Origin of the sequence: Fictibacillus phosphorivorans (genome assembly GCF_001619875.1) — a bacterium.
In the GTDB taxonomy this organism is placed as follows: Bacteria; Bacillota; Bacilli; order Bacillales; family Fictibacillaceae; genus Fictibacillus; species Fictibacillus phosphorivorans_B.
The window spans coordinates 1-16,953 of sequence record NZ_LRFC01000009.1 but is presented as its reverse complement, the minus strand read 5'-3'; the positions used below and the strand labels follow the sequence as shown (position 1 = coordinate 16,953).

Below are 16,953 nucleotides of genomic sequence, written 5' to 3'. Positions count from 1 at the left end.
TATTAGGATGTCTTCAAAGAAAGGTTGCCTAGCGGAAAAAACGAATAGCCTGGAACGGAAATTAAGCCATTTAAAAACATCAAAGATTCTAAAAAACAACCTCCTTTTATGTTAACGAAAAAAAGAGCTTCTGTCTTGGTAGAAGCTCTTAAATACTTACCATTATTTCCTAAGATAATTTCCGGGGAAATTCGACGTTATTTCCTAAAGGTTTACACGACCTGATCAATAAGCTTAATCCCTTTAGAAATAAGAAAATTTTCAATTTGAATCTTATGGTGCTGATCATGTTCCACCATACCTTTGATATATTCGCATAGTGTAATTTCACTGTTCCCCATTTGGATTTTCTTTTCCCAAATCTCTCTTTGCATCTCTTCAAGCTTTTTAGAGAGAACAAGGCGGCATTCAATCACTTCATCAATGAGTTCTGTCTTAGAAATGCCTGACTTTGCATCATTTGCAGCATTTCTGTTAATCTCTTCTACATCAACCTTTTGGGGCGGCAGGCTTGATCCATCTACAAAATACGAGAACCTTTCATCCCATACAAAGATATCCCATGCTTTAATATGAGCAAGCATTTCACCAATTGACCACTTGTCATCCTTAATGGGATGAAGCCAAATTTCTTCTGGTACTTCTTTCAACTTATCCATCCAGTTTGCAAAACTTCTATATTCCATGAGCACATCGTTCAATGGTTTGTCCTCCTTTAAGTAAAAAACTTTTTCGTTTTTACTAGGATTATGTCCATGTCACTCCTCTGCCTGGGACATACACTATGTTGAAAGCATAAGGCACAAGAAAGAAGGAGGACTGACAGCATGTTTGGAAAGAGACAGCAACAACGTAACTGGGGTTACCCAGGATATGGTTATGGATGCTCTCCATGTGGTTATGGTGGTTATGGCTATGGCGGTTACGGCGGTGGCGGAGTTTTCGCTTTAATTGTTGTGCTATTTATCCTTCTCATCATCATCGGTGCGACGTTGAGATAGTATCTGATACGGCAAGAGCTGCTGCTCTTGCCGTATTATTTAACTTGTTTTTCGCTCATTCAACAAAACAAAAGAGAGATTCTTTTCCTCATGTTTAACTTGTCTTTCTTCGTTCTTTAACATCTTTTTTCCACTAGGAAGTCGATCTGACGCTCGCTTAATCCCCTCAGCCATGAAATTAAATGCCATGATTACCGCAGCAAAACTCATAACTGGAAAAAACACAAGCCATGGCGCAAGTCGCATTTGATAATAATAGCCTCCTAAAAGGCCAGACCACTCGTTAGAAACCGATACAGGTATCTCAAATTCTGGTCCATACTCCCTATAGACCGTACCGCCAAAAAACAAACCTAATATGCCAAGATGCGCAAGTAAAAGCAAAACGGCAATGACCTGCTGCAGATACATAAGTACAAGCTTCGGCCACAAATGTGGCATAACATGCTTAAACAAAATACGGAATTTGCCGCCTCCCATCAATTTAGCACTGGTTATAAATTCTTCACGCTGAATCAGATTAATTTCTTCTTTTATTAAGATCGCCGTATTCGGCACAGCAATCATTACGATTAACAGAAGTTCAAAGTATACTTTCTCCCAAAACGTGAACTGGTCTGAAGCGATGATTGGCCAGACGATCACAAAGATAAGGAGAGCTGAAGGTATATAATAAAAAGATTGTCCCAATCCCTTTATGAACGGAAGGGCTTTTCCCGCACTCAATAATAAGATTCCGCCAACATATGAAAGAATAATCCTTAGAAAACTAGCAACGAAAGCAATACCCAACGTGTATTTTGCACCTGATATAATTTGATAGAACAAGTCTGCTCCCATTCGATCGCTGCCGAACCAATACTCACGTGATGGCTCAAAAGGCGCTTTATCAATAGGTTTAATGCCCTCATAGATAATTTGATTTTCATAGATTGCATTTCCCATCACAAAGTGGTGATACAGACTAAAGGCGAGCAATGAAAAGACAAATAGAAAACCTGCTAAAAAGAAAGGCTGTCTCCATATCATTTTAATCATTTTTCACCCACCCACTTATATGTAATCATTCTAAGAGCTGTAAAAAATAGAAACATCGGTACAAACAGTAATAGCATAGAGATCGTAAAAATAGCGGGACTTCCCATTTCCCTCACTAGCGTGGTAATTCCATATATATTAAACAGATATTCAACCATTAGTAGATTAGACAGCATAAACCAAAGGATATTACGAGATTGGTGAAATACACTGAGCAGCGTATTCGGCAGGACATGACGCCATAGAATTCGGAATCCCCCGATCCCTTTACTTTTCGCCGTATCTATATATTGCTTTCCGAATTCTTCCTCCATATTAAGAAGCAAAATTCTTAAGATTAAAAATGTCGGCAATACGGTTAAACAAAAAATTGGAACAGCATACGTTTTTTGATCATAAAGTGACACAATCTGAAACAAAAGAATATTTGTCTTTTTAAAAAACCAGATAATAAAGAACTGCATGCTGATTGCGATTAACAGATCTGGTATCGATTCGAAAATAAAGGAAAAAACGCGTATTTTATCTTTCACACGAGACGGCATCATAAAAATGATGACAGCAAATACAAGTGCCAATATAAGAGCAATGAAAAAAGCAGAAAATAAGATTGTTAAAGAATAACTGTAAATTCCCCACATATTCGGGAAAAGCGGGTACTGACCGCTCTTCGTAAAATACATGATCTCTCCAGGATTCATCATGGTGTTAAACAATTCTGCTAATCCATCCAAATAACCACTCGTATTAAAAGCCATTCCAGTGAACATGAACGGAACGGAGCCAAGCAGAATAATTCCAATTACAGATAGAATCAAAGAGAGCATACTATCTCTTACTATGTATGGCATAACATCCCCCTAATTTTTACTTTTCTTTTTGTACTCTACTTTTGCTAGATTGTATTCTCTTGAGCCAAATGGAAAAACAAACACGGAACTATATTCACCGTTGCATCCATCTACTGTAAAATTTCGGTTTGAATCCCTGATACTCATGCATTCAATTTCACCAGTAGGCATCGCGAATGTTTTATTGTTATTCGTAAAAACGGTCTTATCTTCGCTGATGAAATGCAATTCGCTTGTTGTAGGCTCACCGCTTTTTGGGAAAACCGTGATTTGCAGTGTACTCTCTTTATTGGCTTTCACATCGTCTAAAAAAGCGAACATGGGAACAAGGTGTTCTGCTTTTGTCTCCCCTGACATAATTTCATGTTCTTTATCAGACAGATTTTGAATCACTACATTATTTTTAATGGCTTCTTTCACTGTAAACTTAGGTTCATTATCCATTTCCTTTTCAGAGCAGCCGATTAAAAGTGCTAGAAGACCAATCGTAGCCCATACCTTTTTCATTCAAACTCCCCCTCGTTTGATTATTCTAGAATATTCAGTCTTATTAAAGTATAATCAACCCGCTGTTTTTTTACAATAAAAGGAAAATTGTTTGGTATTTGGCAGTCCTTTTACAATTAGACGAACAAAGGCCTCCCTTTTATTCAAAGAGAGGCCTACTTTTTTATAACTCCAAAATTTGTGGTTCATGTTCTCCTGCATTCATAAGTCTGATCAAACTTGGCTTTATTTCAAGTAGAATGTAGTTTGAATCATTTGGACCGTCAAAATAATGTTTCATTTGATCATTCCAGAACTTTTCTTTTAACCGTTGATCGTCTCTAATGGTAGCTGTACCCTCAATCTCTAGATATGGATCATTATACCCTTCGCCTTCATAACCGACTAGCACATGAACATTCGGGTTATCTTGAACTTCATCGGCTTTATGTGTGTCGATACTCGTTGGCGTGTAAAATGTCAGGTCATCGTGAAAAAAAGTCATATATCTAGAATGCGGCTTATTGTTCTTAACGCTTGCCAGTACTCCCGTTTGCTTCTTTTCAAGCACTTCAAACACTTTATTTTTCATTTGTTCTTTATCCAATCGTCATCCACTCCTTAAAGTTAGGCTCTTTAATATCTACCTTTTAGGATGGAATATAAAACATCAGGTTATGCATTACAATCAAATTTAAGCAGTAGCACTCACTAGGCTTTCTCTTTCTACAGTATCCATAAAATCTTGCACAACTTTGTTATTGTTTTTTTCACCTGCTAATTTCAGCATCACTTTTCCTATAAAATTGATGCCCTTGTTAGATCCTTCATAGATAAAGCGAGTTTGAGATTCATCCACTTTAATAAGAGTAAACATAGTTTGGATTTCAAATGCTTTAGCTAAGTTAAAACCAATGGCTAAGTGTTTTTGATTCTCCGTATTTTCGTACGCTAATGTTTCAACAATGTACGTTTCTATCCTACGTCCCTCTTTATATGACTGTCTGTACGTAGAACCTACAATACCTTCTTTCTTCTCAATTGGTGTATGCTCCACAACGTTCGGCATGATCCTTTGCAAGTTCTCATCAGAAAATAGCTCCCAAACTTTTTCAATATTTGCTGGTATCGTCTTCTCTTCTTTCCATGTCAGCATTGTCATCGCCCTCTTTTCCCCATTTTAGAAACTGATCAATCTCATCTATCGTGCTGTTTAGGTTCTTTATTTTATTTTGAATATCTTTCTTTTTTTGATTTAGAATGTGCTCTAAGTTTTCAAACGATTCATCTTCAATGACGGTTAACATCTCTTGAATGGTGAAGTTGAATTTTCTCAAACTGACTAGAATCATGGCAATTAAGTAGGAACCATTATCGTAATAGCGATATTTATTTTTAGGATCAATATAAACCGGTTCAAGCAACTTTACTTCTGCATAATACCTAAGCGTTTCTTTACTCAACCCTGTCATTTCCGAAAATTCACTTACTCGATACATCTTCATTCACCACCTGCTATTCCATCATAAACCGTGTTGTGCACCACATGGTCAATCTTTTTTTGTCTAACTATTAGTCTTCCTCAAGATCATGTTTATTCCTTTTTGAATAAAGGGTTTTTCTTGTATTCAGAAGAATATTACGAACAAAGGAGGTATTAACAATGGGGTTTAACAGTTATGAAGAGTTCTGGCCGTTTTATCTATCTCAGCACAGCAAAGCTTCCACGAGAGCTTGGCATTTTATTGGCACTTCTTTTGTGTTTGTTTTCATCATACTTGCCGTTTGGAAAAGTCCATGGTTTTTGTTGGCAGCACCAGTTGTAGCATACGGGATCGCTTGGTTTAGTCATTTTTTTATTGAAGGAAACAAACCCGCTACCTTTGGGCATCCATTCTGGTCATTACGTGCTGATTTTCGTATGTATCGGCTGATTTTATTCGGTCAGCTTGGAAATGAGATTACTAAGTATGAAAAAACGACTTCTATATAAAACAAAACCCCATTTCTCTTACTGAAATGGGGTTTTGTTGATGCTATGGCTCTAGTTATTTAAGAAAGTATGAATATAAAGGGCTGTATCACGAGCACCGTTTTCTTTTTGCAACCTGTTACCTAACTCTCGGGCTTTTTCCACAACAGACTCTTGTTGCATTCGAAGAATTCCATCCATTAATTTCTCAACAGTCAGCTCTTTTCTAGGAATTGGTGCAGAGCCAACCCCTAATTCCTCTGTTCGTTTTCCCCATGCAAACTGATCGTTTCCATGAGGAACGACAACACTCGGGACTCCTGAATAGTATGTGGCCGCAGTTGTACCAGCCCCTCCATGATGAATTACCCCTGCTGTTCTTTGAAAAAGCCAAGTGTGAGGAATATTGTCAATAAAATACATGTCCTTGAAATCCTCGATATCATCTACTCGATTCCATCCCATACCTAGAATCCCTCTATGTCCTGTCTTTCGTAATGCCTCCACGACCAATTTGGCCGTTTCATTCGCGTTCTCGTCGTAGATGCTTCCAAAGCCAACGTAAATAGGTGGCTTTCCACTTTCAATAAAACTAACAAGTTCCTTTGGCGGTTCCCAATCCGTTAGATCTTCTTTCAAAAACCAGTAACCCAGACACTTTGTTTCTTCATTTGATTGTGGAAAAACGTGCTGGCTCATCGACATCACCGAAGTATGAAACCTTGTCGTTTCTTTAAGATAAGGATTATTGAAATGTTTTGGTAGCATTCCGAACCTTTCTTTCCAAAACTCACCGATCGGAGACTTTACCGTTAACCAAAATCCTTTTTCAAATAATTTATGTGTAAGAAGATTTGCCATTTTTCCCAATCTAACACGATAAAAAATGAGTGCAGGGTAATTTTTTGTAGCCGCCATAGGGAAGGGCGTCGCAAGAACTGTTGGTACACCGAAGTACTCTCCGGCAAATTGTCCGATTGCTGCACCTGGATGATAGATTATTGCATCGGCTTCTTCACAAGCATCAAATAAATCACTCTGCATCCCCATCTGCTTATCCTTGATATAAGGTTTCATCTTACGGAAGCTTGTAAAGAACTTAAGAGGATTATCTGACTCAATGGAGCTTTTGGACATCTCACCTACTATCTTGGAGATGTCACCCTTAATGGGATGAAAGTCCAAGCCATGGTCCTCTACTAATCCCTGGTAATTTTCAAACGCCGCAATTTTCACTGCGTGTCCCAGCTTCTTTAACTCTTTTCCAAGTGCAATGTATGGCTGTGTATCTCCTCTAGTACCCGTGGTCAATAATGAAATGTTCATCTTAGTTAAACCTCCTTATTGAAATAATTTAGTTAGACTAACTTACTTTAATATTTAACAGGATATTCGCACCTGTTATTTATAAAGAGTTTCTTTGATAGAATTCTTTAATTAGCTTTTCTAAAGTTTCCTTGAATTGATCTAATTCTTCTGAAGTTAGCGATTGACTAATAAAAGCAACATATTCCTCCAATGCCTGTTGATTTAGCCGAATAAAGGTCTCGCTTGCCTCTGTTAATGTAACGTGGAAAATCCGTTTATCTTGGGTTGATTGACTTTTCTTCGCATATCCTAAGCTCACTAATTTATTTATTCCGGTTGTTGCGGAAGCCTTAGTAATATTCAATTCCTCAGCAATCTCACTAATCGTTGGATTTTTAAGCTTACCAATTGCTTGAATGTATTGAATCTGATTAACACTTAAATTAGAAACACCCGCTGTTTCAATCGTTTCTTTTACTAATTTCTTAAAAGATGTATCGAGAGTGATAATGAACTCCCTTAACATTTGATCCAACAAAGATCTCACCTCTTACTATAATATTAGTTTGACAAACTAACTATATGATAGGTATTGAATATTGTCAAGAATACATTTCATTTATCCTTTTTAACACCCTTCTTATTACAAACAAAAAAACCTGTATCTCTACAGGTTTTTTCGTCTAGTACTATCTTTATTCAACTGTTACTGACTTAGCTAGGTTACGCGGCTTATCTACGTCACAGTCGCGGTGAAGCGCTGCATAGTAAGAGATCAGCTGCATTGGGAGAACAGATACTAGCGGAGTCAAGTACGGGTGGATTTTCGGAAGAACGACGCGATCGCCTTCTTCTTGCAGTCCATCCATAGAGATTACACAAGTGTACGCTCCACGTGCCGCTACTTCTTTTACGTTACCACGGATGCTTAAGTTTACATGTTCTTGTGTTGCAAGTGCGATAACTGGAGTACCGTCTTCGATCAATGCGATCGTACCATGCTTCAATTCTCCTCCAGCAAAACCTTCTGCTTGGATGTAAGAGATTTCTTTTAATTTAAGTGCAGCTTCTAAACATACATAGAAGTCCGCAGCACGACCGATAAAGAATGCGTTGCGCGTTACAGCTAAGAACTCACGTGCAATCTTCTCCATCTCTTCTTTTTGATCACAAAGCACTTCCATCGCGTTTGCAACGATTGCAAGCTCTTGAAGTGGATTGAAGTCTAACTCGATGCCTTTTGCACGAGCAGAGTCAACAGCTAATATCGCAAGTACTGCGATTTGAGCAGTGTATGCTTTTGTTGATGCTACCGCGATCTCTGGACCTGCATACAGGTTAAGCGTGTAGTCTGCTTCACGAGATAATGTTGATCCCGGAACGTTTGTGATCGTTAATGCTTTATGACCAAGCTTCTTAACTTCAACCAATACGGCACGGCTGTCTGCAGTCTCACCAGATTGTGAGATGAAGATGAACAATGGCTTTTCAGATAAAAGCGGCATGTTATAAACAAACTCACTCGCGATGTGTGATTCTACTGGAATGTTCGCGATATTTTCGATCAGCTGTTTACCTACAAGGCCAGCATGGTAGCTCGTTCCGCAAGCGATGATGTAAACGCGGTCTGCGTCTTTCATTGCAGCACGGATATCATCATCAAGCTTAAGATCTCCGTTTTCGTTTTGGTATTGATTGATGATGTTACGCATTACGAAAGGCTGCTCGTCAATTTCTTTTAACATGAAATGAGGATACGTGCCTTTTTCGATGTCGCTTGCATCAAGTTCTGCTGTGTAAGGGGCACGTTCTACCACTTCACCTTCAAGAGTCTTGATCGTATAGCTGTCACGTGTCACGATTACGATTTCTTTATCCATTAATTCAACGTATTGATCAGTTTGAGAAAGCATTGCCATCGCATCACTTGCAATAACGTTGAAGCCTTCTCCTTTACCTACCAATAACGGACTTTTGTTTTTACCAACATAGATGGTTTCAGGGTTTTCGTTGTCAATTAATCCGATCGCATAAGAACCTTTTAACTCAGACAATGTTTGGCGGAATGCTTCTTCCACTTCCATGCCTTGATTTACAAAGTATTCTACAAGCTGAACGATAACTTCTGTATCTGTTTCAGACAACAGTTCAACACCTGAAATGTATTGTTTCTTCACCTGTTCATAGTTTTCGATTACACCGTTGTGTACAAGTGTAAAACGCTCTGTTGAACTTTGGTGTGGATGTGAATTCACTTTGCTTGGAACTCCGTGTGTCGCCCAGCGTGTATGTCCGATTCCAACGGATGCTTCTACACCTAGATCAACATTTTCACGCAGATTTGCAATGCGGCCTTTTTCTTTGAATACATGAACGCCGCTGTCGTTTAGTACTGCAATTCCTGCTGAGTCATATCCGCGGTATTCTAATTTTTCTAATCCGCGCAATAGAATTTCTTTTGCATCATTATTTCCAACATATCCAACGATTCCACACATAAATAAACGTCCTCCTTAAAGCCATCACACTCTGCTGACGGCTTTCATAAGGGGGCCGTGAGCGGGGCTCACAACCCCACCTATGTTCTCTATTTTTATTTTGTTTCACTTGCTTTCGTCTTTGTACAGGAAGTCACCTTACCTGGTTTGAACAAAAGCTTACGGAAGTGATGTTCCGAGAGGCATCCGCCGAAATATCGATGAACCTCTTCCTCGTCAACTGCTTTTTTCCGATCAGCAGTTCAGGCGCTTTGGATGAATGATTAACTGTAAACCCCTTCCTTTTATTTGAAGTAAACAAAAATAATCATACACGGGTTTTTCAAAACCGTCAATTCTTATTATTTCCCGATTTTAGAAAAACTTGAAACATAAAGTTCCATAATAAAAAAATATGCATAAACAGCCCTTTGTGTGAGCCGCATATGCATATGTTTCGTGCCCTTTTTTATTTTATGAGGGACTTTTTAGTTCTTTTTTAGACAAGCTCTGTTTTTACAACGTTCACGATCTCATCTGCATACTTTTGGCAAAGTTCTTCTGATGGAGCCTCAACCATTACACGTACAAGTGGCTCAGTACCAGAAGGACGAACAAGCACACGGCCATTTCCTTCAAGTTCTGTTTCTACTTTGTTGATCGCAGCATTAATCGTTTCATTGCCATTTAATTTAGATTTATCAGCTACTTTTACATTGATTAGAAGCTGAGGGAATTTCGTCATCTCACCCGCAAGTTCAGATAACGGTTTGCCTGTAGCTTTTAAAATAGATGCAAGCTGAATCCCAGAAAGAAGTCCATCACCCGTTGTTGTGTAATCTAGGAAGATGATATGCCCAGACTGTTCACCGCCAAGATTAAAGTCGTTCTTACGCATTTCTTCCATGACATAACGGTCACCAACAGCCGTTTGTGCAGATTGCATGTTATTTGCTTCAACCGCTTTATAGAATCCTAAGTTACTCATAACCGTTGATACGACTGTATCCTGCTTTAGGCGACCTTGTTCTTTAAGATGCTTCGCACAGATGAACATGATCTGATCACCATCGACAATATTCCCTTTTTCGTCGATTGCGATTAAACGGTCTCCGTCTCCATCAAAAGCAAGCCCCATGTCACACCCTTTTTCTTCTACGAGTTCAGCTAGCTTTTCTGGATGCGTGCTTCCAACACCTTCGTTAATATTTAAGCCATTTGGGCTTGTTCCCATCGTTGAGATGTCCGCTTCAAGATCAGCAAACAAGTGTGGTGCATGAGAAGATGTCGCACCATGAGCACAATCAAGCGCAATATGAAGACCTGAAAAATCTCCAGGAATGGTCTGTTTTAAATATTGCATGTACTTCTGTCCGCCTTCGAAATAATCGCTGACAGATCCTAAGTCACCGCCTACAGGACGAGGGAGTTCATCTGTATCTTTATCTAAAAGAGCTTCGATTTCTGCTTCTTGCTCATCTAACAGCTTGAAGCCGTCAGCACCAAAGAATTTAATACCGTTGTCTGCAACCGGATTATGTGACGCAGAGATCATAACTCCAGCTTGTGCGCCAAGTGCTTTTGTTAAGAAAGCAACTCCAGGCGTTGAGATCACACCTAATCGCATTACTTCTGCACCGATTGATAAAAGGCCAGCAACGAGAGCACCTTCCAGCATTTGACCGGAAATTCGCGTATCACGTCCGATTAAAATTTTCGGTTTGTCTGTGTCTTTTGTTAAAACATAACCGCCAAAACGGCCTAATTTAAATGCTAGTTCAGGCGTAAGCTCTGTATTTGCAACTCCTCTTACTCCATCGGTCCCAAAATATTTTCCCATTATTGCTCTCTCCTTCAACTATTGACTGCTAGTCTCTGTTTGAATTTCCACGCTGGCTTCTTGAACTGTACCTGACAGCTCAACTTCCCCAGGATTTTTCCAATCTATTTTCACTTCATGTGTTCCTTGTTCAAGCGTACTCACATCTATAATTCCTTGCAGATCAGACTTTTTAAGTGAATCGAGCACACTCTTTTTGCCTTTTACCGTAACATCTACAACACCATCTGCCGGATTTAAAATGGTTGCTTGCTTTTCGTTATTGACCCCGAGCAGGGTTAGTGGAACATCATTAAACGTTCTTGTCGTCTCTTGATCCACTTCCGTTTCAGTTTCTGCTTCCGTTTTCTCCACATCGATGGTTACCGTTACTTCTTTAATAGACACAGCACCGATCCCATTTGGAACGGGAACATCAACGGTGAGTGTTGTATCTTTTTTTATCTTGCTTAAATCAATAGAGATTTCTTTAAATGAATCAAATTTATCAAGTGAACTTGTTGTTCCTGTCAACGTGATCTCACTCGGATTAGTAGTAATGGATTGAAGGGTTAGTCCTTCTTCTAAATTACCTTTTGTACCAATTGAGATCGGTACCGTTTTCTTAGGTTTATTAATCGGCACAGAAACATCTACTACACCTGGATTAATCTGTACATCGATTATGTCTCCTTGCTGATTATATGCTCGCAAAGGTACCTTCGTTTGAATAGGCTCATCCGCTTCTCCCACATCAACAAATCCTGTAATAAATGAGATCTGATTAATCATCCCTTCAGGACCAGTTACGTTCACCGTTTTTGGTGAGAACTCAATATCACCTGCCGTGTAGCCTTCTGGCAGCTTTCTTGTATTCTTTAAGTCGACATTGACGTTCATTTGTTTTGTTACTCGATTATGAAGAATAACATCGACGTATTCAGGATTAATCTTTGCTTTCACACCTTCGGGCAAACCTTGTACTTGAACTTTCACCCGCTTGTTCCCGGGTTTCATATTTGTCAGATCAATATATACTTCGAATTCCTTATCCACTTTTGTCGCTTTCGTGATTAAACGGCTCGAACCGGTAAGCGTAAGATCTACTGAAGGAGGCAAATCAGTTAAGACGTATTTATCGTCATCAAAATAAGGTCTGATCTGAACGCCTTGAATGGTCTCACTTTCTGTGTACATTTTTGAGAATATGGAACGGTTTGCTGCTTCTTCCTGCGTTTCCATCGTTACGATCGTATACATCATAAGTGCAAGGAGGAAAGCAATGATCTTTACAAACCATGAACTACTAAGGAGTTTGTCCATTTTTCTTTCCCCTCCAATTCCAGCGGTTTGAGGAAGTGGACTTGTTAGAGATAATCAATTCTGCATTTAACAAATTTCTTAAAGACTCTTCGTCCAGATTTCGATAGATTTCTCCGTTCTTTGTAAGAGAAATCGTACCGGTTTCCTCAGAAACGATAACGGTTACTGCATCTGTTACTTCACTAATCCCTAATGCTGCTCTATGTCTTGTTCCTAGTTCTTTCGATACGAACGGACTTTCCGTCAGCGGCAGATAACAGCCTGCTGCGTATACTTGACTCTGTTTGATAATAACAGCACCATCATGAAGCGGTGTATTCGGCACAAATATGTTGGTTAATAGCTCAGAAGTGAGGTGGGCTTTAATTGGAATGCCTGTTTCGACATACTCACTCAGACCTGTTTCCCTCTCGATCGAGATAATGGCTCCGATACGTCGTTTTGACATATAGTTTGTTGACTTCACAATAGCAGCAATGGCTTTTTCCGTTTCTTCTTCTTCAGGGAGACCTGTGCGAGAAAAGAACTTGCCGCGTCCAAGCTGCTCTAAAGCACGTCTTAGTTCAGGCTGGAAAATAATGATGATCGCGAGTAACCCGTATGTAATCACTTTATCCATCAGCCAAGACATCGTACGAAGATCGAACGAACTGCTTAGAAACCAAACAACAATAATCACACTGATGCCTTTTAAGAGTTGGACCGCCTTTGTTCCGCGAATCAACATGATCAGCTTATAAATCACATAGGTCACTAATAAAATATCAATGATTTGTGTGATGTAATTAAATATATTAAAATCTGCGATTGGTAACATAAATTCCCTCCCAACCCGGGTTTTTTCTGCCAAGTTGAAGTATTTAAAATCTATAAATTATGAAAGTGGTTGATTTCCGTTCAAGGGTGCTCGCTTTCCGCGGGGCAGACGGTGAGCCACATTCGTACGTTTCACGTATAAGTGTCTCACCTGCCCGCCTGTCCCGCAGGAGTCTCACACCCTGCACTCCAATCAACTATCATAGAAGACAAATTTGAAAGCAAAAATCTTTAAGAAAAACGCGTTACAAAAACACTTTAAATTAATATTTTTTTGAAAACGAACAAAAAAGATTTAACTTATATATTATAGCATACCTCATTGTAAAGAAAACTTAGCATGGCCTACTCATGTTTTTCTCATGATGGTTGAATGATAGTGTTTATTTCAAACTTTTGTGCAATAAAAAAAGCCGTATGGGGACGGCTCTCATTATAATCATGCATTGTTTCTTTATTTGTACTAACCAGAGACTTCAACTTATACCATACCCATTCGACCACTTGACCAATTTCCTGACTGTGGCCCGTTACTTCACCTGCAGAAGCGAGATACTGATTGCCTTTTATGACAGTCACATCACCTTCTACTCTTCCTTCAATTCGAACATCGGCGTTTTCAACGACTAGATCGCCTTTTATCGTTTCACCAGCTGGAACGACGACAACACCCTCGGATTTCTTGATTTGTAGGTTGCCTTCACCCTTAACAACAGCTAGATCTTGCTGATTATAGCTAGTGAACACAGATGCGGCCATAAAGAACATAAAGATGGCTGCGGCCGTCAGTGCAGGATGATGTTTCATCCAGCGTTTCCATTTCACTTGCTGTTTCTCTTTAGGCAGTTTAGCCATAACAGCTTCTGTAAAGCCTTCTGGGGCTTTTATTTGAGATTGCAGCTGCAGTTCCTTCAAGGATTCTGTCAGTAGCTCGAATTCCTCTCTACAAGACGCACATTGCGTTAAATGAATCTGAAAGATCTGTTCTTCTTCACTCGTTGCTTCACCATCAAGTATTTTGTTCATTAATTCATCATATACGGAAGCTTCACATTGCATTTTTTCTTCACCTCGTTTTTACAACCATTTGAAATACTTTCTTTAGCGCTTCCCGGCCTCGATGTATACGAGTTTTAACTGTTGGTACTGGTATGTCCATAATCTGGCTGATTTCTTCTAACGATAAGTCATCTACATATTTTAAAAGAATAGCTGTCCGATATTTTTCAGGAAGCTTCATAATCTCTGCTTGGAGCTCGTTCCATTGCTCATTCTCTGTTACAACTTCTTCAGGTAACGGCTCTTCCGTTGAAAGCTGACTGTACATGTTTGCTCCGTCCGTTCCTGGCACTTCTGCATCCAAATAATAATCAGGTTTCTTTTTCCTCAGTCTGTCGATACAAAGATTAGTAGCAATGCGAAAGATCCAAGTTGAAAATTTATATTCGTTATTGTACTTACTAATATTACGATAAGCTCGCAAAAAAGTTTCTTGTGCCAAATCTTCAGCTTCATGTCCATTGCCGACCATCCGGAAACAATGCCGGTAGATTTTATCTTTAAATAGGTCCACAATGCCTTCAAACGCTTCCTGGTCCCCTTTTTTAACTTGGGTCACCATATTCGCTATTAAGGCGTCCATTATTTTATCACCACTCGGATTTTATTTACGTACCAGCATTCCATAAGTTTCAAATCTTTTCATATTATTTTATTTTATCATGTTGCAGAATTTGACGAAATAAAAAGGTATTTTTTTCTAAATATCGCGTTTCAAAAAAATACGACCTGGGAATATTAATCTTATAAGATATTATGCTGAAACAGAGAGGGGTAGTTTGTATGCATAGAGAATCATTAATTGAACAAATCGAACACTCCAGACAGCAAATGAATGAACTTTCAAAACACCTACCATTGATTGCAGAAGAAGTAGTTGAACTTTCACAAGAAATTGATCAGCTGCTTAACCAATATCAACGCATAAATCAAAAAGAACAGTTGCATCCGTAAAGAGGCAACTGTTTTTATTTTTTCTATTTTATTATAGTAGTTTTTCTCCGAATAAAGAACCCATTAACGCCACAGCAACAGTCGCTGTTTTATTCTTTTCGTCTAGAATCGGATTGACTTCTACAAATTCTGCCGAAGTAATAATCTCCGCTTCAGCGAGCATCTCCATCGCTAGGTGACTCTCTCTGTAGCTGATTCCCCCAAGAACAGGCGTCCCAACACCAGGAGCGTCATGAGGATCAAGTCCATCCAGATCAAGACTCAAATGAACACCATCTGTGTGCGACAAGTATTCGATCGTTTCTTCCATAACCTTTGTCATGCCAAGACGATCCACTTCATGCATCGTGTATACTTTAATTCCCTTTTCCTTAATCAGTTCTCTTTCACCTTCATCTAATGATCGAGCTCCAATAATAACAATGTTTTCGGGCTTGATTTTAGGCGTATACTCACTGATATTCGTAAGTCGCTCATGCCCGATTCCAAGACTCACTGCAAGGGGCATTCCGTGAATGTTTCCACTTGGAGAAGTATCTGCTGTATTTAAGTCACCGTGTGCATCGTACCAAATGACACCTAGATTCTTATAATTTTTAGATACACCAGCCAGTGTACCGATCGCAATACTGTGATCTCCACCTAACACGAGCGGGAACTTGTTACTCGTGATCACATCAGAAACCGTTTGTGACAGTTTTTCACTCGCTTCAATTACACCGTTAAGATTTTTAAGATTTCCTTCGTTTTCAATATTTTGTTTTTCTGGACGAGCAATTTCTATATCACCAAAATCTTCTACACGGTAATCTAGGTTTTCGAGGCGTTCTACAACACCTGCATATCGAATTGCGCTGGGCCCCATATCTACACCACGACGCATTTGTCCTAAATCCATCGGTACTCCGATTACTGTAATGTCTTTTAACATTTCTTCTTCCTCCCTTATGAAAAACACTAAAACTAAAGAATCACTATCTCTATTGTAGCTGTAAGGGATTTCATGGTTCAACTGGACAAAAAAATGCATAGATATACCGAAAAGAAAGCGCTTTCGATAGTTGTTTACATATTTATGAGGTTTGGAGAATTTCTAAGTTATTTAAATAAGACAATAAGAAAAAGACCAGACGAGAATCTGGTCTTTAGAAGAGAATCTTTTTGGAATATTCATCTTTTTGGGTGACTTGAGTATCGTGAATCCTGAATTGGACAGATTATTGGCTTAAACGGACAAATTAAGTTGTAGATTGGACAGATTACGGGTTGAACCGGACAGATTATGTGATCAATCCGACAGATTATCGTAACCAACGTAAAGATTGCCGCCATGAAGGGCGCCGTTTTTTTGTATCCGGAGGCGCATAGACATCTCAATGGAGTTTACTGTCCACTTTTGATGATTTACTGTCCATTCTCGATGATTTATTGTCCACTCTGACATTTTTACTGTCCACTTTCATTTCCTCAGTTTTTTTTTCTTTTCACATCAATTTCAATCAGCAAATAAAAAAACTTCAGGCATCGCCTGAAGTAACAATTGTTATGTAAGTATGTATGGTGGAGCTTAGCGGGATCGAACCGCTGACCTCCTGCGTGCAAGGCAGGCGCTCTCCCAGCTGAGCTAAAGCCCCGAAATTAATGGAGCGGGTGATGAGAATCGAACTCACGACCAGAGCTTGGAAGGCTCTTGTTTTACCACTAAACTACACCCGCATATTTAAATATTATCGTCTAACTTTATGTAAAGTTAAACAAAGATGGTGGAGGGGGACGGATTCGAACCGCCGAACCCGGAGGGAGCGGATTTACAGTCCGCCGCGTTTAGCCACTTCGCTACCCCTCCACA

19 protein-coding genes and 3 tRNA genes are annotated in these 16,953 nt (G+C 39.3%); 3 read left to right on the top strand and 19 right to left on the bottom strand.

Features of this window, described 5'->3' with window-relative positions; all coding sequences use genetic code 11:
• Window positions 1–212: 212 nt before the first annotated feature.
• The gene (locus AWM68_RS07355) at window positions 213–692 is read right to left on the bottom strand and encodes a DinB family protein (RefSeq protein ID WP_231868394.1); all 480 of its coding nucleotides are present in this window, start codon (window positions 690–692) and stop codon (window positions 213–215) included.
• 135 nt (window positions 693–827) lie between these two features.
• On the opposite strand from AWM68_RS07355, the gene AWM68_RS07350 reads away from it, so the two are divergent.
• Window positions 828–1,001: a YjcZ family sporulation protein gene (locus AWM68_RS07350; RefSeq protein WP_066239341.1), complete on the top strand. Its 174-nt coding sequence runs from the start codon at window positions 828–830 to the stop codon at window positions 999–1,001.
• A gap of 39 nt (window positions 1,002–1,040) precedes the next feature.
• On the opposite strand, the gene AWM68_RS07345 is transcribed toward AWM68_RS07350, so the two are convergent.
• From AWM68_RS07345 to AWM68_RS07320, 6 genes are all read right to left on the bottom strand, one after another.
• Window positions 1,041–2,039, bottom strand: a complete 999-nt coding sequence (locus AWM68_RS07345; protein WP_066239338.1) for an ABC transporter permease subunit — start codon at window positions 2,037–2,039, stop codon at window positions 1,041–1,043.
• Entirely contained in the window at window positions 2,036–2,890 is an 855-nt protein-coding gene (locus tag AWM68_RS07340) for an ABC transporter permease subunit (protein ID WP_066239335.1), read from the bottom strand. The genes AWM68_RS07345 and AWM68_RS07340 overlap by 4 nt, the downstream gene beginning before the upstream one ends.
• Window positions 2,891–2,899: 9 nt before the next feature.
• Complete coding sequence (locus AWM68_RS07335; RefSeq protein ID WP_066239332.1) at window positions 2,900–3,397, bottom strand: hypothetical protein; 498 nt, start codon at window positions 3,395–3,397, stop codon at window positions 2,900–2,902.
• Window positions 3,398–3,560: 163 nt separating this feature from the next.
• The gene (locus AWM68_RS07330; RefSeq protein ID WP_066239329.1) at window positions 3,561–3,983 is read right to left on the bottom strand and encodes a pyridoxamine 5'-phosphate oxidase family protein; all 423 of its coding nucleotides are present in this window, start codon (window positions 3,981–3,983) and stop codon (window positions 3,561–3,563) included.
• A gap of 87 nt (window positions 3,984–4,070) precedes the next feature.
• The gene (locus tag AWM68_RS07325; protein WP_066239324.1) at window positions 4,071–4,532 is read right to left on the bottom strand and encodes an SRPBCC family protein; all 462 of its coding nucleotides are present in this window, start codon (window positions 4,530–4,532) and stop codon (window positions 4,071–4,073) included.
• Window positions 4,489–4,881, bottom strand: a complete 393-nt coding sequence (locus tag AWM68_RS07320) for a MerR family transcriptional regulator (protein ID WP_231868389.1) — start codon at window positions 4,879–4,881, stop codon at window positions 4,489–4,491. The genes AWM68_RS07325 and AWM68_RS07320 overlap by 44 nt, the downstream gene beginning before the upstream one ends.
• A gap of 158 nt (window positions 4,882–5,039) precedes the next feature.
• On the opposite strand from AWM68_RS07320, the gene AWM68_RS07315 reads away from it, so the two are divergent.
• Window positions 5,040–5,369, top strand: coding sequence for a DUF962 domain-containing protein (locus AWM68_RS07315; RefSeq protein ID WP_066239318.1), 330 nt, complete (start codon window positions 5,040–5,042; stop codon window positions 5,367–5,369).
• A gap of 51 nt (window positions 5,370–5,420) precedes the next feature.
• On the opposite strand, the gene AWM68_RS07310 is transcribed toward AWM68_RS07315, so the two are convergent.
• The 8 genes from AWM68_RS07310 to sigW form a co-directional block, all read right to left on the bottom strand.
• The gene (locus tag AWM68_RS07310) at window positions 5,421–6,674 is read right to left on the bottom strand and encodes a glycosyltransferase (protein WP_066239315.1); all 1,254 of its coding nucleotides are present in this window, start codon (window positions 6,672–6,674) and stop codon (window positions 5,421–5,423) included.
• 79 nt (window positions 6,675–6,753) lie between these two features.
• Complete coding sequence (locus AWM68_RS07305) at window positions 6,754–7,182, bottom strand: MarR family winged helix-turn-helix transcriptional regulator (protein WP_231868393.1); 429 nt, start codon at window positions 7,180–7,182, stop codon at window positions 6,754–6,756.
• Between the two features lie 169 nt (window positions 7,183–7,351).
• Window positions 7,352–9,154: a glutamine--fructose-6-phosphate transaminase (isomerizing) gene (gene glmS, locus AWM68_RS07300; protein WP_066239312.1), complete on the bottom strand. Its 1,803-nt coding sequence runs from the start codon at window positions 9,152–9,154 to the stop codon at window positions 7,352–7,354.
• A gap of 478 nt (window positions 9,155–9,632) precedes the next feature.
• Entirely contained in the window at window positions 9,633–10,973 is a 1,341-nt protein-coding gene (gene glmM / locus AWM68_RS07295; RefSeq protein WP_066239309.1) for a phosphoglucosamine mutase, read from the bottom strand.
• Window positions 10,974–10,991: 18 nt separating this feature from the next.
• Window positions 10,992–12,275, bottom strand: coding sequence for a CdaR family protein (locus AWM68_RS07290; RefSeq protein ID WP_066239306.1), 1,284 nt, complete (start codon window positions 12,273–12,275; stop codon window positions 10,992–10,994).
• Window positions 12,259–13,092 carry a diadenylate cyclase CdaA gene (gene cdaA / locus AWM68_RS07285; protein ID WP_066239304.1) on the bottom strand — a complete coding sequence of 278 codons (834 nt, stop codon included), beginning with the start codon at window positions 13,090–13,092 and terminating at the stop codon, window positions 12,259–12,261. The genes AWM68_RS07290 and cdaA overlap by 17 nt, the downstream gene beginning before the upstream one ends.
• Window positions 13,093–13,451: 359 nt before the next feature.
• Window positions 13,452–14,150: an anti-sigma factor family protein gene (locus tag AWM68_RS07280; RefSeq protein WP_066239298.1), complete on the bottom strand. Its 699-nt coding sequence runs from the start codon at window positions 14,148–14,150 to the stop codon at window positions 13,452–13,454.
• Window positions 14,151–14,157: 7 nt separating this feature from the next.
• A complete protein-coding gene (gene sigW / locus AWM68_RS07275) occupies window positions 14,158–14,733 on the bottom strand; it encodes an RNA polymerase sigma factor SigW (RefSeq protein WP_066239295.1) in 576 nt (191 codons plus the stop codon).
• A 200-nt stretch (window positions 14,734–14,933) separates the two neighbouring features.
• On the opposite strand from sigW, the gene AWM68_RS21010 reads away from it, so the two are divergent.
• On the top strand, window positions 14,934–15,104 hold the full coding sequence (locus tag AWM68_RS21010) for an aspartyl-phosphate phosphatase Spo0E family protein (RefSeq protein ID WP_197468143.1): 171 nt from the start codon (window positions 14,934–14,936) through the stop codon (window positions 15,102–15,104).
• A 31-nt stretch (window positions 15,105–15,135) separates the two neighbouring features.
• Here the strand turns inward: AWM68_RS21010 and rocF are convergent, their stop codons facing one another.
• From rocF to AWM68_RS07250, 4 genes are all read right to left on the bottom strand, one after another.
• On the bottom strand, window positions 15,136–16,035 hold the full coding sequence (gene rocF / locus AWM68_RS07270; RefSeq protein WP_066239292.1) for an arginase: 900 nt from the start codon (window positions 16,033–16,035) through the stop codon (window positions 15,136–15,138).
• A 627-nt stretch (window positions 16,036–16,662) separates the two neighbouring features.
• Window positions 16,663–16,738 (bottom strand) — tRNA-Ala (locus tag AWM68_RS07260).
• Between the two features lie 8 nt (window positions 16,739–16,746).
• A tRNA-Gly gene (locus AWM68_RS07255) sits at window positions 16,747–16,820 on the bottom strand.
• A 45-nt stretch (window positions 16,821–16,865) separates the two neighbouring features.
• Window positions 16,866–16,950 (bottom strand) — tRNA-Tyr (locus AWM68_RS07250).
• Window positions 16,951–16,953 lie beyond the last annotated feature (3 nt).